Origin of the sequence: Pseudomonas sp. TCU-HL1 (assembly GCF_001708505.1) — a bacterium.
Taxonomy (GTDB): domain Bacteria; phylum Pseudomonadota; class Gammaproteobacteria; order Pseudomonadales; family Pseudomonadaceae; genus Metapseudomonas.
Genome location: NZ_CP015992.1, coordinates 5188287 through 5208361, shown reverse-complemented (window position 1 = coordinate 5208361; position 20075 = coordinate 5188287). Strand labels below are relative to the sequence as shown.

Annotated in this window: 21 protein-coding genes; 12 read left to right on the top strand and 9 right to left on the bottom strand. The window is 64.4% G+C overall.

Going from position 1 to position 20075, the window contains the following annotated elements:
- Positions 1–98: 98 nt before the first annotated feature.
- Positions 99–320: a TIGR02450 family Trp-rich protein gene (locus tag THL1_RS23905; protein ID WP_069085565.1), complete on the bottom strand. Its 222-nt coding sequence runs from the start codon at positions 318–320 to the stop codon at positions 99–101.
- Positions 317–1300: an NAD(P)/FAD-dependent oxidoreductase gene (locus THL1_RS23900; protein ID WP_069085564.1), complete on the bottom strand. Its 984-nt coding sequence runs from the start codon at positions 1298–1300 to the stop codon at positions 317–319. Before THL1_RS23900 ends, THL1_RS23905 begins: the two co-directional genes overlap by 4 nt.
- Positions 1301–1497: 197 nt before the next feature.
- On the opposite strand from THL1_RS23900, the gene THL1_RS23895 reads away from it, so the two are divergent.
- The 3 genes from THL1_RS23895 to THL1_RS23885 all read left to right on the top strand — a co-directional run bounded on the left by THL1_RS23895 (position 1498) and on the right by THL1_RS23885 (position 4992).
- The gene (locus tag THL1_RS23895) at positions 1498–2406 is read left to right on the top strand and encodes a TIGR01777 family oxidoreductase (RefSeq protein ID WP_069085563.1); all 909 of its coding nucleotides are present in this window, start codon (positions 1498–1500) and stop codon (positions 2404–2406) included.
- Entirely contained in the window at positions 2406–3434 is a 1029-nt protein-coding gene (gene hemH / locus THL1_RS23890) for a ferrochelatase (protein ID WP_069085562.1), read from the top strand. Before THL1_RS23895 ends, hemH begins: the two co-directional genes overlap by 1 nt.
- A 190-nt stretch (positions 3435–3624) precedes the next feature.
- A complete protein-coding gene (locus tag THL1_RS23885) occupies positions 3625–4992 on the top strand; it encodes a spinster family MFS transporter (protein WP_069085561.1) in 1368 nt (455 codons plus the stop codon).
- 133 nt (positions 4993–5125) lie between these two features.
- On the opposite strand, the gene THL1_RS23880 is transcribed toward THL1_RS23885, so the two are convergent.
- Together THL1_RS23880 and upp are read right to left on the bottom strand one after the other, a co-directional pair.
- Positions 5126–6403, bottom strand: coding sequence for a uracil-xanthine permease family protein (locus THL1_RS23880; protein ID WP_069085560.1), 1278 nt, complete (start codon positions 6401–6403; stop codon positions 5126–5128).
- A 3-nt stretch (positions 6404–6406) separates the two neighbouring features.
- Positions 6407–7045 (bottom strand): uracil phosphoribosyltransferase, encoded by a 639-nt coding sequence (gene upp / locus THL1_RS23875; RefSeq protein ID WP_069085559.1) that lies wholly within the window; start codon positions 7043–7045, stop codon positions 6407–6409.
- A gap of 279 nt (positions 7046–7324) precedes the next feature.
- Here upp and THL1_RS23870 point away from each other — a divergent pair, with 279 nt between their 5' ends.
- Both THL1_RS23870 and THL1_RS23865 read left to right on the top strand, forming a co-directional pair.
- A complete protein-coding gene (locus THL1_RS23870) occupies positions 7325–7882 on the top strand; it encodes a hypoxanthine-guanine phosphoribosyltransferase (RefSeq protein ID WP_069085558.1) in 558 nt (185 codons plus the stop codon).
- Between the two features lie 3 nt (positions 7883–7885).
- A complete protein-coding gene (locus THL1_RS23865; RefSeq protein WP_069085557.1) occupies positions 7886–8359 on the top strand; it encodes a WbuC family cupin fold metalloprotein in 474 nt (157 codons plus the stop codon).
- On the opposite strand, the gene dauA is transcribed toward THL1_RS23865, so the two are convergent.
- Positions 8326–10080: a C4-dicarboxylic acid transporter DauA gene (gene dauA / locus THL1_RS23860; RefSeq protein ID WP_069085556.1), complete on the bottom strand. Its 1755-nt coding sequence runs from the start codon at positions 10078–10080 to the stop codon at positions 8326–8328. The two genes, THL1_RS23865 and dauA, sit on opposite strands and share 34 nt — an antisense overlap.
- A gap of 129 nt (positions 10081–10209) precedes the next feature.
- Here dauA and THL1_RS23855 point away from each other — a divergent pair, with 129 nt between their 5' ends.
- Together THL1_RS23855 and THL1_RS23850 are read left to right on the top strand one after the other, a co-directional pair.
- Complete coding sequence (locus THL1_RS23855) at positions 10210–10698, top strand: hypothetical protein (protein WP_069085555.1); 489 nt, start codon at positions 10210–10212, stop codon at positions 10696–10698.
- Between the two features lie 64 nt (positions 10699–10762).
- Positions 10763–11050 (top strand): PA4642 family protein, encoded by a 288-nt coding sequence (locus tag THL1_RS23850; RefSeq protein WP_069085554.1) that lies wholly within the window; start codon positions 10763–10765, stop codon positions 11048–11050.
- Positions 11051–11171: 121 nt separating this feature from the next.
- Here THL1_RS23850 and mqo read toward each other — a convergent pair whose 3' ends face one another.
- Together mqo and THL1_RS23840 are read right to left on the bottom strand one after the other, a co-directional pair.
- Positions 11172–12734 carry a malate dehydrogenase (quinone) gene (mqo, locus tag THL1_RS23845; protein WP_257784998.1) on the bottom strand — a complete coding sequence of 521 codons (1563 nt, stop codon included), beginning with the start codon at positions 12732–12734 and terminating at the stop codon, positions 11172–11174.
- Positions 12735–13042: 308 nt separating this feature from the next.
- A complete protein-coding gene (locus THL1_RS23840) occupies positions 13043–13276 on the bottom strand; it encodes a hypothetical protein (protein WP_083245999.1) in 234 nt (77 codons plus the stop codon).
- 176 nt (positions 13277–13452) lie between these two features.
- Between THL1_RS23840 and THL1_RS23835 the strand changes: the two genes are divergently transcribed.
- Complete coding sequence (locus THL1_RS23835) at positions 13453–14034, top strand: YajG family lipoprotein (RefSeq protein WP_069085552.1); 582 nt, start codon at positions 13453–13455, stop codon at positions 14032–14034.
- Between the two features lie 220 nt (positions 14035–14254).
- Positions 14255–14542, top strand: coding sequence for a hypothetical protein (locus THL1_RS23830; RefSeq protein WP_069085551.1), 288 nt, complete (start codon positions 14255–14257; stop codon positions 14540–14542).
- A gap of 262 nt (positions 14543–14804) precedes the next feature.
- Here THL1_RS23830 and THL1_RS23825 read toward each other — a convergent pair whose 3' ends face one another.
- Positions 14805–15968: a 1-acyl-sn-glycerol-3-phosphate acyltransferase gene (locus THL1_RS23825; RefSeq protein ID WP_069085550.1), complete on the bottom strand. Its 1164-nt coding sequence runs from the start codon at positions 15966–15968 to the stop codon at positions 14805–14807.
- A 105-nt stretch (positions 15969–16073) separates the two neighbouring features.
- On the opposite strand from THL1_RS23825, the gene THL1_RS23820 reads away from it, so the two are divergent.
- Genes THL1_RS23820 through THL1_RS23810 form a run of 3 tightly spaced genes read left to right on the top strand, consistent with a single transcriptional unit; the run spans position 16074 to position 17155 of the window.
- Positions 16074–16256: a CPXCG motif-containing cysteine-rich protein gene (locus THL1_RS23820; protein WP_069085549.1), complete on the top strand. Its 183-nt coding sequence runs from the start codon at positions 16074–16076 to the stop codon at positions 16254–16256.
- Positions 16256–16516 (top strand): DUF2007 domain-containing protein, encoded by a 261-nt coding sequence (locus tag THL1_RS23815; protein ID WP_069085548.1) that lies wholly within the window; start codon positions 16256–16258, stop codon positions 16514–16516. Before THL1_RS23820 ends, THL1_RS23815 begins: the two co-directional genes overlap by 1 nt.
- A gap of 24 nt (positions 16517–16540) precedes the next feature.
- Positions 16541–17155, top strand: coding sequence for an SOS response-associated peptidase (locus tag THL1_RS23810; RefSeq protein ID WP_069085547.1), 615 nt, complete (start codon positions 16541–16543; stop codon positions 17153–17155).
- A gap of 653 nt (positions 17156–17808) precedes the next feature.
- Here the strand turns inward: THL1_RS23810 and THL1_RS23805 are convergent.
- Complete coding sequence (locus THL1_RS23805; protein WP_069085546.1) at positions 17809–19944, bottom strand: methyl-accepting chemotaxis protein; 2136 nt, start codon at positions 19942–19944, stop codon at positions 17809–17811.
- Positions 19945–20075: the final 131 nt, after the last annotated feature.

Below are 20075 nucleotides of genomic sequence, written 5' to 3'. Positions count from 1 at the left end.
GACTTATACAAAGCTCGCTGTTTGTATAGCTTTTTAAAAATATTAGGCATAAAGTTGTACAAGTCAAATGACTTGTACAGGTTTTTGGCGGGAGGGAATCAGCGCCAGCCGATCAGCCAGCGGCGGGAGTCGGTGAGGGTGTGCCAGGGGAGTTGCTGACTGCGATGGCTATGCACCGCTTCGAGTTCGACGTCGAGCAGGACGCCGGTTTCGTCGAGGATCAGCCGGGTCACGAGGAAGTGTTTTTCGTGATTGGACGGCCGCACGGCCGTCCATTTCGAGAGCAGCAGCTTGCGTGGGTTCAGCCGCGTTGCGCTCACAAGTGCTCGAGCAGGCGGCGGGCGGCCTCCTGGCCGCTGAGCCAGGCCCCTTCCACGCGACCGGACAGGCACCAGTCGCCACAGGCATAGAGGCCGAGATCGGCATCGGCCAGCGCGCCCCACTGGTGCGCCTGGCTCGGCCTCGCGTAGAGCCAGCGATGGGCCAGGCTGAAGTTGGGTGCCGGTACCGCGCAGCCGATCATTTCCGCGAAGGCGCCATGGAGGTGCTCGACCACGAACTCCTTGGGCATGTCCAGGTGCTGTTTGCTCCAGGCGCTGCTGGCGTGCAGGACCCAGGTATCCAGGCTGGCCTCGCGACCGGGTTTGGAGCGGTTGCGGGCGAGCCAGTCCAGCGGGCTGTCTTGCAGGAAGCAGCCTTCGACGCGGGTGTCCAGCGGGTCGCCGAAGCCCAGTGCCACGGCCCAGGTCGGCTCCATGGCGACGCTGGCGGCGGCGCCGGCAAGCTTCGGCGCGGCAGCGAGCAGGGCGGCGGCCTGGGGCGCGGGGGTGGCGACGATCACATGGCTGAACGGTCCGTGGCTGAGGCCTTCGGCATCCTGCAGGCCCCAGTGGCGCTCACCACGGAAGACTTCGGTGATTCGGCAGGCGAAGTTCACCGGCAGGGCGCCCAGGAGAGCTCGGGTGATGGCGCTCATGCGGGGCGTACCGACCCAGCGAATCTGTTCGTCGGGAGACGGCAGCAGGCGGCTTTCGCTGAAGTTGTAGAGGCTAGGCGACCACTCGGCGACCCAGCCCCGGTCGCGCCATTGCTGCACGATCTCGGCGAAGCGGCGGTCGCGGGTGGTGAAGTATTGCGCGCCAAGATCCACGGAGCCGGCGTCGCTGCGCTTGCTGGCCATGCGTCCGCCACTGCCGCGGCTCTTGTCGAAGAGTTCCACGTCCTGCCCAGCCGCATGCAGCGCCTGGGCGGCGGAGAGGCCGGCTATACCGGTACCGATGATGGCGATAGGTGCACTCATGGTCTACCTCGTTACCTATGGCTACAGGCTACGCTTTAGACAATACCTATACAAATTTCAAGCCTTGTACAGGCTGGTTGGTTCCAATCGCGGATGTCTGCAATTCTGACGGTGCATGTCCCGATCCGGGGCACGTCGGAACGTCATAAACCAGACTAGGGCGATATCCGCATTTAGCGCCATGCGAGGAGGATGCCATGCACATATTGCTGACCGGCGGTACTGGCCTGATCGGTCGGGCGCTTTGTCAGCGCTGGCTGGCCGATGGGCATCAGCTCACCGTGCTGAGCCGCCGTCCGCAAAGTGTCGCCAGCCTGTGCGGCCGTGCCGTGCGCGGTATCAGCCAGTTTTCCGACTATGGCGACGAACCGCTGGAGGCCATCGTCAACCTGGCTGGCGAACCCATTGCAGACCGGCCCTGGAGCCACAAACGCAAGGCACAGCTTTGGGGCAGTCGTATCACCCTCACCGAGCAGATGCTGGAGTGGCTGGAAAAGCGCGACCGGATGCCGAAGGTGCTGCTCAATGGCTCGGCGGTGGGCTGGTACGGCGATGGCGGCGAACGGGAGCTGACCGAGGAGTCGCCGCCCATCACCGATGACTTCGCCAGCCAGCTCTGCGTGGCCTGGGAGGAAACTGCGCAACGGGCCGAGGCGCTAGGCATCCGTGTGGTGCTGGTACGCACCGGTTTGGTGCTGGCGCGCGACGGCGGCTTTCTCAAGCGCCTGGTCCCGCCCTTCAAGCTGGGGTTGGGTGGGCCGCTCGGCAATGGCAGGCAATGGATGCCCTGGGTGCACCTGGACGACCAAATCGCCCTGATGGATTTTCTCTTGCGGCAGACCGATGCGCGCGGTCCTTATAATGCGTGCTCGCCGCAGCCGGTGCGTAACCGCGACTTCGCCCGCAGCCTCGGGCGCGCGCTGGGGCGACCGGCCATCATGCCGGCGCCGGCTTTCGTCCTGCGCCTGATGCTGGGCGAGCTGGCCGGCCTGCTGCTGGGAGGCCAGCGCGCAGCGCCGTCACGCCTGAGGGCGGCGGGATTCACTTTTGCATTCACCGATCTGGATATGGCGCTCGGCGACCTGCTGAAGCCTAAGGATGTTTGATGACTGATCACGCGCTGCTGCTGGTCAACCTGGGGTCCCCGGCTTCCACCAAGGTGGCGGATGTGCGGAGCTACCTCGACCAGTTCCTCATGGACCCTTTCGTGGTCGACCTGCCCTGGCCGCTGCGGCGCCTGCTGGTATCGCTGATCCTGATCAAGCGTCCGGAGCAGTCCGCCCATGCCTATTCGTCCATCTGGTGGCCGGGCGGCTCGCCGCTGATTGTCCTCAGCCGCCAACTGCAGGAGGCCATCGGCCCGCATTGGCCGCACGGTCCGGTGGAGCTGGCGATGCGCTATGGCGAACCCTCGATCGAGCGCTCCCTGCGCAAACTGGCCGGGCAGGGCGTCAAACGCGCGACCCTGGCGCCGCTTTACCCACAGTTCGCCGACAGCACCACCACCACTGCGATCGAAGAAGCCCGCCGGGTGATTCGTGAGCAGGGCCTGAAGCTCGAGGTTTCGGTACTGCCGCCGTTCTTCGCCGAACCCGATTATCTGGATGCCCTGGTGGCCAGCGCCCAACCCTATCTGGAGCAGGATTTCGATCACCTGCTGCTGAGCTTCCACGGCCTGCCCGAACGTCATATCCGCAAGCTGGTGAAGGGCATCGACCCGAACCACGACCTGCGTGCCAAGGACAGCCGTGGCGTGAGCGACGAGGTCCTGGCGGTCTGCTATCGCAGCCAGTGCCAGCGCACCGCCGAAGCCTTCGCCGAGCGCGCCGGCTTGAATCCCGGGCAATGGTCGGTGTCGTTCCAGTCCCGTCTGGGCCGGGACAAATGGATCGAGCCCTACACCGAAACCCGCCTCGACGAGCTCGGTAGGCAAGGCGTGAAGAAACTGCTGGTGATGTGCCCGGCCTTCGTCGCTGACTGCATCGAAACGCTGGAGGAAATCGGCCAGCGTGGCAATGAGCAGTTCCAGGAAGCGGGTGGCCAGGAGCTCGTGCTGGTGCCCTGCATGAACAGCCATCCGCAGTGGGTTTCGGCCTTGGCGAAGTTGTGCGAGACGACGGTCCGTCCTCTCTGATTCCATCCGCCCACCACACACAGGAGCGCGCTCTGCTCGCTCCTGTGATTTCACTATCAATCGGAGGCCATGGTGCGCATTCACCTCACCTATATGGTGCGCGCTCCGGTATTCAGGCCGCCCATGGCCACCTAAGCTGGGCTCACCTTCAACCGTCGTGCGCCGCACCGGCGGCGCCGAGGAGAGCCCAGTGCAAAACAAGAACAACGGCTACCCCTCGAGTCTGTGTGCCTGGACCACTGTCACCATTTTGATGGTGGCTTACGTGCTGTCCTTCATCGACAGGCAGATTCTCAACTTGCTGGTGGAGCCCATTCGCCGCGACCTGGCCATCAGCGACACGCAGATGAGCCTCCTGATGGGGCTGTCGTTCGCGCTCTTCTACACCGTATGTGGTATTCCGCTCGGGCGGCTGGCTGACAGCCGCAGCCGGCGTGGGCTGATCGCCATTGGCGTGTTGTTCTGGAGTGCCGCGACCGCCGCGTGCGGCCTGGCCAAGCTGTACTGGCAGTTCCTGCTTTGCCGCATCGGCGTTGGAGTGGGGGAGGCGGCCCTGTCCCCGGCGGCCTATTCACTGATCGCCGATAGCTTCCCCAAGGAGCGACGCGCCACGGCCATCAGCGTCTACTCCATGGGCGTTTACCTCGGCTCCGGGTTGGCGTTCCTGCTGGGCGGGCTGGTGATCAAGTTCGCTTCGGCCCAGGGCGATGTCCACTTGCCCCTGCTGGGCGAAGTGCGGCCCTGGCAGTTGATCTTCCTGGCCCTGGGCGCTGCCGGTGTGCTCTTCACTCTGTTGATGCTGGCGGTGCGTGAACCGCAGCGACGGGGTATCGGCGCCGGGGTAGTGGTGCCGCTGTCGGAGGTGGGGCGCTATCTGCGCAGCAACCGGCGCACCGTGGTTTGCCACAACTTCGGCTTTGCCGGCCTGGCGTTCGCGGGTTATGGCAGTGCCGCCTGGATTCCAACGTTCTACATCCGTACCCACGGCTGGGACGCCGGTCAGGTGGGCGTGATCTACGGCAGCCTGGTGGCCATGTTCGGTTGCCTGGGCATCGTCTTCGGCGGCCGCCTCGCGGACTGGATGGCCAAGCACGGGCGTACGGACGCGAACATGCGCGTCGGCCTGTTCGCGGCTGTCGGGGCGTTGCCGCTGGTGGTGCTGTTCCCGCTGCTGGACGATGCCTTCTGGGTAACGGTGCTGATGGCGCCCACGGTGTTCTGCTTGAGCATGCCCTTCGGCGTGGCGCCGGCTGCAATCCAGGAAATCATGCCCAACTCCATGCGCGGCCAGGCCTCGGCGATCTACCTCTTTGTCATCACCCTGATCGGCCTGGGGTTCGGTCCTACCGCAGTGGCGTTGGTCACCGACTACGTGTTCGACAACGACCAGGCCCTGCGCTACTCGTTGCTGATCGTCACCACCATTGCGGTGGCAAGCTCGGTGGTGCTTCTGTGGGCGGGGCTCAAACCCTATCGCGAGAGCTTGCAGCGGCTGCAGAAATGGGGCGTGGAGTCAGAGGACGACAGCATGCTCCGCGAGGCGCAGCTGTCTTCGTAGGATGGTGAGGGAACGAAACCCATCAAGTCGGAGCGATGGGTTTCGCAAGCTCTACCCATCCTACGGCTAGCTCTGAGCTGCCAAGCGCCATGACCAAGCCCCGCGGATTACGGGGCTTGGTCATTGAGCGGTTTCAGATATGTGGCGCGTCGTCCGGGCTCTGATGTTTCCAAGTCTGGTGACCCGGCAGGATCAGGTTCAGCGCGATGGCGACGATGGCGCAAAGGGCGATGCCCTTCAGGCCGAAGTCGTCTTGGCCGGTACCGGTGCCCACCAGCATGCCGCCGATGCCGAATACCAGGGTCACGGAGACGATCACCAGGTTGCGTGCTTCGGCCAGGTCCACCTGGTGGCGGATCATGGTGTTCAGGCCGACCGCCGCGATGGAACCGAACAGCAGGCAGAGAATGCCGCCCATCACCGGCACCGGGATGCTCTGCAGGATGGCGCCGAACTTGCCGATGAAGGCCAGGCCGATGGCGAACGCCGCCGCCCAGGTCATGATCTTCGGGTTGTAGTTCCTGGTCAGCATCACGGCGCCGGTCACTTCCGCGTAGGTGGTGTTCGGCGGTCCGCCGAACAGGCCTGCGGCCGAGGTGGCCAGGCCATCGCCGAGCAAGGTGCGGTGCAGGCCAGGGGTTTTCAGGTAGTTCCTGCCGGTTACGCTGCCGACCGCAATCACGCCGCCGATGTGCTCGATGGCCGGGGCTAAGGCCACCGGAACGATGAACAGGATGGCCTGCAGGTTGAATTCGGGGGCGACGAAGTTCGGCAGCGCCAGCCAGGGGGCGGCGGCGATCTTCGCGGTGTCCACCACGCCGAACCAGAAGGACAGGGCGAAACCGACGAACACGCCGGAGATGATGGGCACCAGGCGGAAGATGCCCTTGCCGAACACGGCGACGATCAGGGTGGTCAGCAGCGCCGGCATGGAAATCCACATGGCGGTGGCGTAGGGGATCAGCTCGGCGCCGTCACCCCCCTTGCCCATGGCCATGTTGGCGGCAATGGGGGCCATGGCCAGGCCGATGGAGATCACCACCGGGCCGATCACCACCGGCGGCAGCAGGCGGTCGATGAAGCCCGTGCCTTTGATTTTCACGGCGAGGCCAAGGAAGGTGTAGACGAAACCCGCCGCCACCACGCCGCCCATGGTCGCGGCCAGGCCGAACTGGCCCTTGGCGAGGATGATGGGGGTGATGAAGGCGAAGCTGGAGGCCAGGAAAACCGGCACCTGGCGGCCCGTGACTAGTTGGAACAGCAGCGTGCCCAGGCCTGCGGTGAAGAGCGCTACGTTCGGGTCCAGTCCGGTGATCAGCGGCATCAGCACCAGGGCACCGAAGGCCACGAAGAGCATCTGCGCGCCGGAAATCACCTGGCGCCAGAGCGGGTCCTTGAATTCGTCGCTCATCAATCAGTTTTCCTTCTGCTTGGTGCCGAAGATCTTGTCGCCGGCGTCCCCGAGGCCCGGAATGATGTAGCCGTGCTCGTTGAGCCTCTGGTCGATGGAGGCGGTGTAGATCATCACGTCCGGGTGGGCATCGTTGACCACCTTGATGCCTTCTGGCGCGGCCACCAGCACCATGGCGCGGATTTCCTTGCAGCCGGCACGCTTGAGCAGGTCGATGGTGGCGACCATGGAACCGCCGGTGGCGAGCATCGGGTCGATGATCAACGCCAGGCGCTCGTCGATCTCCGGTGCCAGTTTCTCCAGGTAGGTGTGGGCTTCCAGGGTTTCTTCATTGCGGGCAACGCCCACGGCACTGACCTTGGCACCCGGGATCAGGCTGAGCACACCGTCGAGCATGCCGATGCCTGCACGCAGGATGGGCACTACAGTGATCTTCTTGCCGGCGATCTTCTCGACCTGCACGGTACCGGCCCAGCCCTGGATGTCGTAGTTTTCCAGGGGCAGGTCATTGGTCGCTTCGTAAGTCAGCAGGGCGCCGACTTCCTGTGCCAGTTCGCGGAAGTTCTTGGTGCTGATATCGGCGCGGCGCATCAGGCCGAGCTTGTGGCGGATCAGCGGGTGGCGGATCTCACGGATGGGCATGGGAGGGTTCTCCGGCGGGCTGGCAAAAAATTGCGTTAGCTTAATCCATTGATCACAAGCCGTGCTGCACTGACTGGTGGGTCAGAGCCCCTGATGTCGCGGTCAAGCAAGGAACTGTCCACACGCGGCAGCGGCCTGCTGCAGTATGGTCGACACTCGTCCGTCGGGGCTTGCTCCCGGGCAGTCGGATGAGTACCTTTGCCGACTTTTATCTTGACGCCCTGTTCAAGTTTTCCGCGGGAACTGCGCATGTTCCCCGTCGAACCCAGAGGAAATGCCATGTCCGCCGATCTCGCACACATCCGCCAGGTAATGGCCGAAGCCGATTGCCTGTACACCGAATCCCAGGTCGAGGCGGCCATCGCCAAGGTCGGCGAAGTGATCAACGGTGAGCTGGCCGAGCGCAATCCGGTGGTGTTCTGCGTGATGAACGGCGGCCTGATCTTTGCCGGCAAGCTGCTGCCCAAGCTGAACTTCCCGCTGGAGCTGTCTTACCTGCATGCCACCCGCTACCGCAACGAAACCAGCGGCGGCGAACTGTTCTGGAAGGCCAAGCCGGAAATCTCCTTCATCGACCGTGACGTGCTGATCATCGATGACATCCTCGACGAGGGGCACACCCTGGCGGCGATCATCGACTTCTGCAAACACGCTGGCGCGGCCCATGTCCACACCGCTGTGCTGATCGACAAAACCCACGACCGCAAGGCCCGCCCGGACCTGAAGGCCGACTACGTGGGCCTGGATTGCGAAGACCGCTACATCTTCGGTTACGGCATGGACTACAAGGGCTACTGGCGCAACGCCGCCGGCATCTACGCCGTAAAGGGGCTCTGAGCTATGAGCGCGCCGCGTTTCCTCGATCAGGCCCTGTTCGCTGAGCTGGCCGGGAAGGCTGCGGCAAGCCCGCGCAAACGGCAGCACCACAACTTCCACGCCATGGAAGAGCCCTGTCACCGCATGGCGGTGGGGCTGCAACCTGGCACCTATATCCCGCCGCACCGGCACCTCTCTGCCGACAAGGCAGAAAGCCTGCTGGTGCTCAAGGGGCGCCTGGGCGTGCTGATCTTCGATGAGGCCGGCCAGGTCACCGACAAGCGCGAACTGGTGGCCGGTGGCGACTGCCTTGGCGTCGACGTACCGCCGGGGGTGTTCCATGCGCTGGTGGTGCTGGAGCCAGACAGCCTGCTGTTCGAATGCAAGGCCGGCCCCTACCGGCCGGTCGGCGAAGGCGAGCAACCCGCCTGGGCGCCCCGCGAAGGCGAACCGGGCGCGGCCGACTATCTTGCCTGGATGTGCTCGTTCTTTTCCTGAGGCCTATCCCCCTCAAGCCACTGCAACGCCTTGGCCTGCGCCTGTTCCAGTGACTGCACATAGGCCAGTCGGCCTGTCTCGCGGTGCACGCCGGCGCGCCGCAGTTTCAGCCGCACTCGCGGCGAGGTGCCGACCAGCACCAGGCCGACGCCCTGGTGGCTATAGTCGTGCAGCAGGTTTTCCAGTGCCGCCAGCGCCGTCATGTCCAGCATGGGCACGGCGCTCATCTCCACGATCACCACGCTCACATCCGGGTTGAAGCGGCGCAGCACGCTCAGGGCCTTCTCCGCAGCGCCGAAGAACAGCGGCCCGCGAATGGCATACACCAGGACCTGCTCAGGCAATTCGCGCAGGGATTCGTGGAAATGGCGGGGCAGGGGGGCCGTATCGGTGAGATCACTCATGCGCTTGATGAACAGGCCGGCTGCCATGAGCAGGCCGACGCCGACCGCCAGCACCATGTCGAAGAGCACCGTCAGCACCAGGCATGTGAGCAGGACCAGCACATCGTTGCGGGGTGCGATCCGCAGGGTGTGCAGCACATGGCGCGCCTCACTCATGTTCCAGGCCACCATCAGCAGCAGCGCCGCCAGGGCCGCCATTGGCAGGTAGCTGAACAAAGGCGCGAGCAGCAGCATGGCCAGCAGAACGACGCCGGCATGGATGATCGCGGCGATGGGCGATTGGGCTCCGGCGCGTACGTTGGCGGCGCTGCGGGCGATGGCGGCCGTGGCGGTAATACCGCCGAACAGCGGTGCCACCAGGTTGCCCAGGCCTTGGCCAAGGAGCTCGGCGTTGGGGTCGTGGCGCGTGCCGGCCATGCCATCGGCTACCACGGCACAGAGCAGGGATTCGATGGCACCGAGCATGGCGATGGCAAAGGCCGGAGGCAGCAGTTGGCGGAATAGCTCGAACGACAGGCCCAGGGGTTGGCCATCCGGGCCAGGCAACTGCCAGGGCCAGGCGAAGTCCGGCAGGACGGGGGGAATGCCTGGGTGGGGGACGCCGTCCAGCACATAGCTGAAACGCTCGCCGAGGGTGGCGACGGGGATGCCCACGGCTTCCAGCAGCAGCCCTAGCAGCGCGCCCAGGGCCAGGGCCACCAGATGCCCGGGCACTTTCGGGACGAGGCGCGGCCAGATCACCAGCACCGAAAAACAGGCGATGGCCACCAGCGTGTCGCCCAGGTGTACGCCGGGGATCGCGTCAGCCAGCAGGCGCAACTGCTCGACGTAGTTTTGCGGCGGATGGGACAGCTGCAGCCCGAGCAGGTCCTTGATCTGCAGGGTGGCGATGACGATGCCGATACCCGCGGTGAAACCCAGGGTCACCGGGTAGGGAATGAACTGGATCAGTCGCCCCAGGCGTGCCAGGCCCATCGCGATGAGGATGAGCCCGGCCATCAGGGTACAGAGCAGCAGGCCGCCGAGGCCGAATTGCTGGGTGATGGGCAGCAGGATCACCACGAAGGCTGCGGTGGGGCCGGAAATGTTGAAGCGCGAACCGCCGGTGAGCGCGATCAGGGGCGCGGCCAGAAGCACCGTGTAGAGACCGTGCTGCGGCGCTACGCCGACGGCGATGGCCAGCGCCATGGCCAGCGGGATGGCGATGATGCCGACCGTGACCCCGGCCGCCAGGTCGCCGCGCAGGGCCGCCAGGGAGTAGCCCTCGCGCAGGGTCTGGCGCAGGGCGGCGAACAATGGGGGCAGGTATCCGGACATGGCGGCTCCTTGGCTGAAACCTGCCCAGTATAGGGGCTGGCCATGGCGCCGGGTTTTGACTTGAGTCCTATGCCAAGGCCGCCAGGGCCCGTGCTAGAGTGCTGCGCTCCCCTGTTGCCGGAGCTTTCGATGTCCTCGTCCCTGCGCCTCGGCGCTGCTCTCCTGTTGATCTTGAGCCTCTCTGCAGGCGCCGCTGAAACTGCTCCCATGCACGCCCAGTTCCTGCCGCCGGACGATCTTTCCCTGCGCCAGGAGCAGCCGGACCAGCAGCAACTGATCCAGGTCACCGAGTACGCCGTGATGCTGGGTAGCCAGCGGCATTCCAACCAGCAGCCGATCCCGATCTCCTCGCCCACCGTGGTACGCCTCAAGGGCAAGCCGTTGAGCAAGGGCGCCGACGTGCGGCAGGTGGTGATCCAGTTCGATATCGAGGGCAAGAGCCTGAAGAAGCCGAGCTACGACCCGCAAAGCCGCATTCTCAGCCTGAACTACCCGATGGCACAGTACCCAGCGGTGCTCGATCTGTTGCGCAACGGGCCGGTCTATTGCCAGTTCCTCAGCTACCCCAATGGCCATGTCTGGGCCGACCTGCACAGCGGCGCGGTACGCCTGCGTTGAGCCCGACGGTCGGGCGGGGGTAAACTGCCTGCCCCCGTGATACCCGGCCCGAGAGATGTGAGCGATGCGTAAAGACAAGAAGCAGGTGATTGGCGAAGAAATCTCCGAAGACTCGATCAAGCTGTTCCTCGACGTCGAGCCGGCCGATTCCACCCCGCCTTCGCTGCACAAGCTGATCAAGGCTTACCGCGGTTTGCGCATCGACGACTTCGAGCGCTTCGTCGGCTTCTTCGTCGAGGCGGGCTACGACCTCAATGCCAAGGACGAGAAAGGCAACGACTTCATCGCCCTGATCCAGGACCAGCGCCAGGCCGAGCCTTACATCGAAGTGATCAAGGCCGCCCGCGGCTGATCCCTTGCGCTGACGAGAGAGCCTGCCATCGAGCGGGCTTTTTTGTGGGCGGTAGGAGCGTTTCCTGCGGGCAACAAAAAACCGCCCCGAAGGGCGGTTTCTCTCAATGCCCCAGCGAGGCTCAGGCGATGCTCTGGGTCGCGGTGTCGACGCTGGTCAGGCCCAGGCGCTCGTCGGAGCGGGCGCTGACTTCGCGGTACAGGGCCGCGTCGCTTTCCAGGACCTTTTCGCGGGCCGGGAAGATTTCCTTCAGCTTGGTCGTCCACTGCTCGGAACGAGCCTGCTCGGCGAAGCAGCGCTCGATCAGGTTGAGCATGATGGAAACGGTCACCGAAGCGCCCGGCGAGGCGCCCAGCAGGGCCGCGATGCTGCCGTCGGCGGCCGAAACCAGCTCGGTACCGAACTGCAGTACGCCGCCTTTGCCCGCGTCCTTCTTGATGATCTGCACACGCTGGCCAGCGACTTCCAGGCGCCAGTCGGCCGGGTTCAGGTCCGGGTAGAACTTGCGTAGGGCATCCAGGCGCTGGTCCTGGGACTGCATCACTTCCTTGACCAGGTAGCGGGTCAGGTCGAAGTTATCGCGCGCCACGGCCAGCATCGGGCCGAGGTTGCTCGGACGAACCGAGAGTGGCAGGTCCAGGAAGGAGCCGTGCTTGAGGAACTTAGTGGTGAAGCCGGCGTAGGGTCCGAACAGCAGGGACTTCTTGCCGTCGACCACGCGGGTGTCCAGGTGCGGCACGGACATCGGTGGAGCGCCCACTTCAGCCTGGCTGTAAACCTTGGCCTGGTGATGCTTGACCACTTCAGGGTTGTCGCAGCGCAGCCACTGGCCGCTCACCGGGAAGCCGCCGAAGCCTTTGCCCTCGGGGATGCCGGAGAGTTGCAGCAGCGGCAGCGCACCGCCACCGGCGCCGAGGAACACGAAGCGTGCGGACACTTCGCGATTCGCGCCGGTCTGGGTGTTCTTGATGCTGACTTTCCAGCCCGTGTCGGTGCGGTTGAGGTCGGTGACCTTCTGGAAGTAGCTGACGCGGGTGCCCTGCAGGCTGGAGAGGTACTGCAGCAGCTGATTGGTGACGGCGCCGAAGTTGACGTCGGTACCGTTCATGGCGCGGGTCGCGGCGACTTTTTCGGATGCGTCGCGGCCTTTCATCATCAGCGGCGCCCATTTGGCCATGGTGGCGCGGTCTTCGGTGTACTCCATCTCGCTGAAGGCGTGATGCTGGCGGAGCAGCTCATGGCGCTTCTTGAGGAAGGCGGTGTCTTTGTCGCCGCGCACGAAGGAGAGGTGCGGGACGGCGTTGATGAAGGTCTTGGGCGAGCCGAACGCGCTCTTGCCGCTCATATAGGCCCAGAACTGTTTGGAAACCTCGAACTGGGCGTTGATGTTGACGGCCTTCTTGATGTCGATGGAGCCATCAGCCGCCTGGGGCGTGTAGTTCAGTTCGCAGAGGCCAGCGTGACCGGTGCCTGCGTTGTTCCAGGGGTTGGAGCTCTCGATGGCCCCCGACTCCCGGAGTTCTGCGATCTCCAGCTTGATGCCGGGATCGAGTTCTTTAAGCAGTACCGCCAGCGTAGCGCTCATGATGCCGGCCCCGACCAGCAACACGTCCACTGCTTCGTAATCGTTTTGCGCCATTTGCTCGCCACTCTCTCGTGAAGTAGTGAAAAACCGTCTTCTCACGCTCTTTTGGAGACGTGAACCTCAAAAGAATCGCCTGCTCACAGGCAGGCCGCTTCCGTCTGCGCGCGCGTGACTACGCATGCGTCCCTGCAACAAAGCGTTTGCAATTCGGGCGGAAGGATGCGGCAAGCCAACGCGTGGCAGCGCGAAAAGTGGACGGCTCTCTGTGGGGCTGTGCGGATGCCCAAGCTGGCGCGAGGTGCGGTGTTGCGAGGCCCGATCAGGAGACGACCTTATAATCGGGGGGCGATTATAACGATGAAATCGGGGGAATAGGGCGCTTGGTGTGACTTTTATTCATCCATCGGTCAGGCTGCCAACGCGCGTCGGCGTGCAGGTTGTCCGACGACCGGCGCGACCCGGGCGCTGGCGGGTAGCGGCTGGTCGAGCCAGGCGAGGCGGGTTTCGCGCACTTCCACCCAGTTGCCGCTGGCCGGGCGCTCGATTCCCTGATGCAGGCCACGGCAGATTCCTGCGGCGTCCAGCAACGCGAAGCTGCGGCGCTGTGGTTGGCGGGTGAACAGGGACCAGAGGAAAATCATCGGGGCTACTCCAGAAGGTGCAGCGCCGTTATCCCATGGTGGCGTGACAGGCGAATGACAGGAACCGCGCCGCTGCGCGAAGGTCTGACATTGCATGAGCGCTGGCGCTCTGTCAGTACGATTGCCGGCTGGTTATACTGCCGGCCGTTTTGCCTTCATTCCTGGAGAGATAAAGCATGCTGAAACGCTCGTTGCTTGGCCTGCTGGCCGCCCTCAGCCTGACCCTGGTCGGCTGTGCCCTCAGCCCGCAACAACTCAGCCCGCAACCCAAACTCACCGGCCCGCTGACCCCGTTCGGCCAAGGTCAGCCGGTGGTCGTGCGCGTCGCGGACGGTCGTCCTTCCCCTGTACTCGGAACCCGCGGTGGCATCTATGCCGACACCAGCGCCATCAGCGTGCAGAGCCAGGATATCCTGCCGCGCCTGCAAGCCGAGGCCGAGGCGGCTGTGCGCCTGTTGGGCTTCACTCCGTCGCCCAACGCCTACAACGCCCCGCAACTGACCCTGACCCTGGCCGACCTGAAGTACCAGTCGCCCAAGGAAACCTACGTCACCGAGGCCACCATCAGCGCCAGCTTCCGCGTCGACGTGCAGAACAGCACCCGTCGCTACAGCGGCAAGTACGGTGCCTCGCTGAACCAGCGTTTCGGCACCGCGCCGAACCAGCAGACCAATACCAAGCTGGTGAGCGACGTACTGAGCGATGCCCTGACCCGTGCCTTCAAGGACCCGACCATCGGCCAACTGCTGGCCCAGTAAGTCGACGTTGCGTGACTAAGCCCGGCCAATTGCCGGGTTTTTTCATGCCGGGCAGGACAGGTTCGTGGCGCCCAAAAAATGCATTCGTCGGAACGACCGACTGGTCAGGCGCTGGTTTCGGTAAACTCCGGACCTTCCAATAGACCGTCCGGATCAGGGCGGACTGATCCTTGTCTTGCAGGTTGGGTGCACGGCCGCACCGCCTGAAGCGGAGTTGAAGATGTCGCTGCAGGCGCTTTGGGCCATGTTTCTGGCCCACCCCGCCCAGGTCGTGAATGGCCTGGCCCTGTTCTTTGCTTGTGCTGGCGCCTGGGTGCTGCTGGCTACCCGACTGCGAGAGCAGCGTTCCATTGCCCGCCTGGCCGCCGAAAGCGAGCTGGAGGAAGTGGACGAAGCCACCGATATACAGGATGAGAGTGCCCGGCGCCTGAACCGCTTCTTCTACGCCTTCGGCTATTTCAGCCTGGCGGTGGCCCTGGGGGTGTCCTGGGCCAGCACCCAGCTCTGAGAACCTGCGCACAATCTGCTGCGCGTCGGAATAACTGCGTTGAAATTGGCTTCGGGCTGCTCATTTAAAACTCGTAGACTCCGCGCCCTCAGCCAGGACTCGTTACACTCGCCCTTTGGGCCAGCCTTCGGCTGTTACTTCGCTTCGCTGCGTTTCTCGCCTTGTTCTTCTCTAGCTCGCGAGATTGTGAACAGGTTCTGGCACCTACAGCGCAATGAAAAACGGCGACCCCAGGGTCGCCGTTTTGCATTCCGAATCCGCCTTACAGGGGAAGCCCCGCCTTGATCCGGTACTGATTGCGCACCGGGGTCGCGTACTGCTGGATCAGGTACGGGCGCTGCTCCTCCGGGCAAGCGTCCAGGCGCTTCTGCCACTCGGTCCGGGCACGGGCCAGTTCGTCGCCGCTGAACACCTCGGCTGCCGTTGGTACGCGCAGTTCGGGGTCACGTTCGCCCCACAGGGCGTAAGCCAGGTAGTGCACGGGGAACAAGCGGTAACCGCCGAGGATCTGCTTGTCGATTTCCTGTGCGAGTTGCTTGGCGTCTTCGCTGGCGCTGCCGATCTCGCTCCCGAAGTTGATATGCACTCGGCCTTTGTAGCCGGTGATGCCGAGGGCGATGCTGGCATCGTCCTCGCCTTGTGCCTTGGCGTAGCTGCCCGTGCTGGCGCGGATCTGCAGTTCGCGGGCCTTGGCCTGATCGCAGGGGTCGTACTCGTAGCTGATGGAGACCGGGATCAAGTGCAGGTCGCGGATCACTTCGGCGAACGGCTCGTCCTTGCGGCTCATGTGGAACATCTTGAGGATCGCCGAATCGGTGCGATCGTCGCCGTCCTTTGCGCGGCCTTCGGCCTGGGCGATCCAGATCGACTGGCCATCCGCGCGGATCGAGTGGTTGATGTAGGCCGACAGCAGCTGGAACGCCGCCAGCTTCTCGCGGCGACCGGCCAGGTTACGGCGCACGATGAAGCTCTTGTTCAGGCGCATCAGGTCACTGACGAAGGGCTTTTGCAGCAGGTTGTCGCCGATGGCGATGCGCGGAGTGGGCAGGCCGGCATGGTACACGGCGTAGTTGACGAAGGCCGGGTCCATCACGATATCGCGGTGGTTGGCCAGGAACAGGTAGGCGGTGCCGGGCTTCAGGCGCTCCACGCCCGAATAGGTCACGCCGTCGGTGGCCCGCTCGATGGTGTTATCCACATAGTGCTCGATGCGGTCCTGCAAAGCGGACACCGAGTCAATACTGGAAAACTCCCGGCGCAACCGATGAGCTATAACAGGCTTGAGGAGCCAGCCCAGCGGCCCCGCCAGTTTCGGGAAACGGTAGCGGGTGAGGGTGCCGAGGAAGGCGTCGTCGGCGAACAGGCGCGACAGCACCGCCGGGACCTCGGCATCGTCATAGGGTCGGATGGCTTCAAATTCGCCCATTGGTCACTCTTGTTCTGGAATCGGCTGGGTAAAGGGTGGAGGCCCCGTCATGTGGGGCGTCAAGTAGACCGGCGATTATACAGGCAAGTCACACGGGAGGCGGGGATGCTGGAAACAGAGGATTACCAATGCCCCTATTGCGGCGAGCCGGCCGAAGCCGTGCTTGACCTTTCCGGTGGCGACCAGCAGTACATCGAGGACTGTCCGGTCTGTTGCCGGCCCATCCTGTTCCTGCTCTGGACTGACGGCCAGGACTGGAACCTGGAGGTTCGCCGGGAGGATGACTGATGCGGCGCATTTATGAGCCCAGGGACCTGATCGAGGCTGAACTGTTGCTGGGCATGCTCGCCAGCGAGGGTGTGGAGGCGCACCTGGCCGGTGGGCACCTGCTGGGCGGAATCGGCGAGTTGCCGGTGTTCGGGCTGCTCGGCCTGTTGGTGGAAGACGAGGATGCCGAACGCGCCAGCGGACTGATCGCCGCGTACAATGCCGCCCAACCGCTGCCGGGCGAGGAGCCCGACAGCTACCCCGGCACCTTGCTCTGCTGATCCCCGACCCGAACTGGCTGCCCCATGTCTGGACGTTTCGCCCTGTTCCGCTGGTCGCCCGCGCTGGCGGCCCTTCCTGGTTTTCCCGCCGATCATCAGCCGCACTGGAATCTGGCCCCCGGCGGCCGGGTATTGATGCTGCGCGAGCTGGACGGCGAGCGCCGTGCCGACCTGGCCCGCTGGGGCCTGACGCCTGCCTGGCTCACCGACCTGTCGAAGACACCTGCGCACGCGCGCGTGGAAACCCTGGCCGACCAGCCGATGTTCCGCGAGCCTTTCCGCTCGCGGCGCTGCCTGATCCTGGCCAATGGTTTCTATGAGTGGCGCGGCGTGCGCAAACGCCCCTACTGGGTCAGCGCTGAAGGCGGGATCACGTACCTCGCCGCTCTCTGGGAGGCCTATCCGGCGGGCGATATGGAGTACCTCAGCCTGGCGATGGTCACCCAGCCCGTCGCCGACCTGCGCCGCCCGCTGGTGCTGGACGAGGAGGCGCAGCGTGTGTGGCTGGCCGCCGAGTCGACGCCGATGCAGTTGCTGGAGCTCTTGGCCAGACCCGGTCCGCAGCTACGCGAACGTGCCCTGGCGACACTGGTGAACGATCCCAAGCTCGATGGGCCGGAGTGCCTGACGCCGGCCTGACGTCGATCCTGCATTTGTGGGGGCGAATTCATTGGCTATATCTGCGTTAAGTGTTGCTAGAACGCCCTGAGTCCAGCTGCTTATCGAGTTCTGCGGATGTTTCTGGTTTCGCCTTCCCAGGCGCCTCCCTTTTGCAGTCGTCGGAATGCCGCACCACCAAAAGGAAGCAAAACGCTTGCCCCTGCATCCGGCCCCGGCTTCGCCGGGGTGCCCTCCCCTCCATCGTTGCGCCGGGGGCCCGGCGAGAGGGGCCATCCATGGCCCCACACGCCTCTCGCGGCATCCATGCCGCTCGTCCCCCTCTGCAACGATTCACTCGGCCTCCTGAAGGGGCGGAGTCGCCGCCCCACCGCGTCTGCCCGGTTTCAGGCCCGTGTGGGCTTCAGGATGCTTTGTGCCTCGCCGGCGCGAGTCACCCCTCCACCTCTGGGAGAGGGGCGGGGGAGAGGGCTGTTTCAGCTGGCTCGGAGCCTGGGAGGCCCAGTGCTAGAGTGTTCCATTCATCTCTGCAACATCTAACGCAGACATAGCCAATTCATTCGCCAAGCAGGCCGAAGGTCTGCCTTGCAAGGCTCAAAGGGACAGCGGCGCTGTCCTTGGCGATTGAAATCGCCCCCACAAGAAAAAGCCCCTCGTGAGAGGGGCTTCTGTTGTTACACCTTGAACTGATTGATCAGCCGCCGTTGCTGCTCGGCCAGCTTGGTCAGCTCGGCGCTGGCTTCGGAGGCTTCGTCGGCGCCGCCGGCCACTTCGTTGGCGACCTGGCCTATGTTGATCACGTTGCGGTTGATGTCTTCGGCCACTGCGCTCTGTTCCTCGGCCGCGCTGGCGATCTGGGTGTTCATATCATTGATCACCGAGACCGCCTGAGTGATGGACTCCAGCGCATGGGCCGCCTCGTTGGCGTGTTGCACGCTGGTGTCGGTCTTCTCCTGGCTGTCCTGCATCACCTTCACCACTTCGCGGGTGCCGTGCTGCAGTTGCTGGATCATGGTCTGGATTTCTTCCGTGGCCTGCTGAGTCTTCTGCGCCAGGTTGCGCACTTCATCGGCCACCACGGCGAAACCGCGACCCTGCTCGCCGGCGCGCGCCGCTTCGATCGCAGCGTTCAGCGCCAGCAGGTTGGTCTGCTCGGCGATGCCACGTATGGCCACCAGGATCGCGTTGATGTTCTCGCTGTCCTTGGCCAGGGTCTGCACTACGCCCACGGCGCGAGCAATTTCGGTGGCCAGGGCGGAAATGGCTTCGGCGGTGCTGTGGACGATGCGCTTGCCGTGATTGGCCGCCTGGTCAGCGTGGCTGGCCGCTTCCGCCGCATGGGTGGCGTTGCGTGCCACGTCCTGCGCGGTAGCGGTCATTTCGTGGACGGCGGTGGCCACCAGTTCGATCTCCGCCAACTGCTTCTGCACGCCCTGGTTGGTGCGGATGGCGATGTCGGCGGTGTGCTCGGAGGAGTCGCTGACTTTCTGCACCGAGGTCACGACCTGGCTGATCATGGACTGGAGTTTGCCAAGGAAGGTGTTGAAACCGCTGGCGATGGCGCCCATCTCGTCGGCGCGGTTGTTGTGCAGGCGCTGGGTCAGGTCACCGTCGCCCTTGGCGATGTCGTCGAGCATGCCGACCATCTGGCGCAGCGGACGGGCGATGCCGTAGCCCACGAACCCAATCACCAGCAGGCCGAGGCCCGCGATCAGCAAGCCCACCAGCGTCATGCCGACGATGTCGGCATGACGCTGGGCGCCGAGGTCGGCCTGGAGCTGTTTGAGATCGCCGTACACGGCCGACTGAGGCAGTTGCAGGAACAGTGTCCAGCGCACCCCGGTATCGGCGATGGTGAAAGGCATCAGCAGTTGGATCTGCTCGCCGTCGGCGCTGAAGGTGGGCTTGCCGTCGGACAGGCTCGCCAGTTGCCTGATCGTCTCGCCTGGAATGACCGTGTCGGCCGGTTCACCCAGCTTGCCGGCGTCCTTGGTGAACGCGACCAGGCGGCCATTGGCGGAGATCAACGCCAGTTCGCCTGCACCCTCGTAGAGCTGGCGATCGGCGTTGTGCAGCAGGTCCTGGATGAAGTCCAGCGACAAGTCGGCGCCCACCGAGCCGCGGAACTGGCCATTGACCAGGATCGGCGCGTTGAACGAGGACATCATGACCATCTTGCCGCCCATTTCGTAGGGTGCCGGGTCGACGATGCAGGGGCGGCGGGTTTCCTTCGGGCACAGGTAGTACTCGCCCTCGCGGATGCCGGTGGGCAGCTTTTTCTCGCTTTCCAGGGTATCGCCCATGGGCTCGACGGTCAGGCTGCCGTCGGCTTGGCGGTACCACCAGGGCATGAAGCGTCCGTCCTGGCCGAAGCCTTCGGCCTTGCGCCCGGCGTAATCGCTGTCTCGCCCGGCAAAGGCGTCGGGCTCCCAGGCGGCGAAGGTATCCAGCAGCTTCGGGTTGTCGGTCGCGGTGGCACGCAACAGTTGCGACATCTCTTCGCGCACCAGGCCCAGCTCTGGCTGCCCGCCGGCGCCGGTGGGGCCCATCAGGCGGTTAATGCTGGCCAGCCCCTTCACCACGGTGAGGGGATACTCCAGTTCGCGCTGGATCTGGCTGACCTGGGAGCCGGCCAGAGCCACGAGTTGTTCGCGAATGCCCTGCTCCAGGAGGGACTGCGTCCGCTCCTTGACCAGTTCCTGGGTGCGGGCTCCGGCAAACAGCGCATAGAGGACCAGCACGACGACCACTGCCAGAACGCTGGCCCCGGCCAGCGCGGCTATCGAGAATTGGATGGACCTGAACTTCATAAGGGCTCCACGAGCAGAGTTGACGCCAGAAACCGGTTATCGGCCAGCACCTTGCATTTCCTTAGCCTTGGGGCGAGATAAAAACGGCGTTTCGCGTGTCCATATGCGACGCCGGCAGAGTTGCTCCCGTT

Excerpts from the sequence above, each read along its gene's own strand:
- THL1_RS23900 (WP_069085564.1), bottom strand. The coding sequence starts at position 1,300 with ATGAGTGCACCTATCGCCATCATCGGTACCGGTATAGCCGGCCTCTCC.
- THL1_RS23895 (WP_069085563.1), top strand. The coding sequence starts at position 1,498 with ATGCACATATTGCTGACCGGCGGTACTGGCCTGATCGGTCGGGCGCTT.
- hemH (WP_069085562.1), top strand. The coding sequence starts at position 2,406 with ATGACTGATCACGCGCTGCTGCTGGTCAACCTGGGGTCCCCGGCTTCC.
- THL1_RS23880 (WP_069085560.1), bottom strand. The coding sequence starts at position 6,403 with ATGAGCGACGAATTCAAGGACCCGCTCTGGCGCCAGGTGATTTCCGGC.
- upp (WP_069085559.1), bottom strand. The coding sequence starts at position 7,045 with ATGCCCATCCGTGAGATCCGCCACCCGCTGATCCGCCACAAGCTCGGC.
- THL1_RS23870 (WP_069085558.1), top strand. The coding sequence starts at position 7,325 with ATGTCCGCCGATCTCGCACACATCCGCCAGGTAATGGCCGAAGCCGAT.
- THL1_RS23865 (WP_069085557.1), top strand. The coding sequence starts at position 7,886 with ATGAGCGCGCCGCGTTTCCTCGATCAGGCCCTGTTCGCTGAGCTGGCC.
- dauA (WP_069085556.1), bottom strand. The coding sequence starts at position 10,080 with ATGTCCGGATACCTGCCCCCATTGTTCGCCGCCCTGCGCCAGACCCTG.
- THL1_RS23855 (WP_069085555.1), top strand. The coding sequence starts at position 10,210 with ATGTCCTCGTCCCTGCGCCTCGGCGCTGCTCTCCTGTTGATCTTGAGC.
- THL1_RS23850 (WP_069085554.1), top strand. The coding sequence starts at position 10,763 with ATGCGTAAAGACAAGAAGCAGGTGATTGGCGAAGAAATCTCCGAAGAC.
- THL1_RS23840 (WP_083245999.1), bottom strand. The coding sequence starts at position 13,276 with ATGATTTTCCTCTGGTCCCTGTTCACCCGCCAACCACAGCGCCGCAGC.
- THL1_RS23835 (WP_069085552.1), top strand. The coding sequence starts at position 13,453 with ATGCTGAAACGCTCGTTGCTTGGCCTGCTGGCCGCCCTCAGCCTGACC.
- THL1_RS23830 (WP_069085551.1), top strand. The coding sequence starts at position 14,255 with ATGTCGCTGCAGGCGCTTTGGGCCATGTTTCTGGCCCACCCCGCCCAG.
- THL1_RS23825 (WP_069085550.1), bottom strand. The coding sequence starts at position 15,968 with ATGGGCGAATTTGAAGCCATCCGACCCTATGACGATGCCGAGGTCCCG.
- THL1_RS23820 (WP_069085549.1), top strand. The coding sequence starts at position 16,074 with ATGCTGGAAACAGAGGATTACCAATGCCCCTATTGCGGCGAGCCGGCC.
- THL1_RS23815 (WP_069085548.1), top strand. The coding sequence starts at position 16,256 with ATGCGGCGCATTTATGAGCCCAGGGACCTGATCGAGGCTGAACTGTTG.
- THL1_RS23810 (WP_069085547.1), top strand. The coding sequence starts at position 16,541 with ATGTCTGGACGTTTCGCCCTGTTCCGCTGGTCGCCCGCGCTGGCGGCC.
- THL1_RS23805 (WP_069085546.1), bottom strand. The coding sequence starts at position 19,944 with ATGAAGTTCAGGTCCATCCAATTCTCGATAGCCGCGCTGGCCGGGGCC.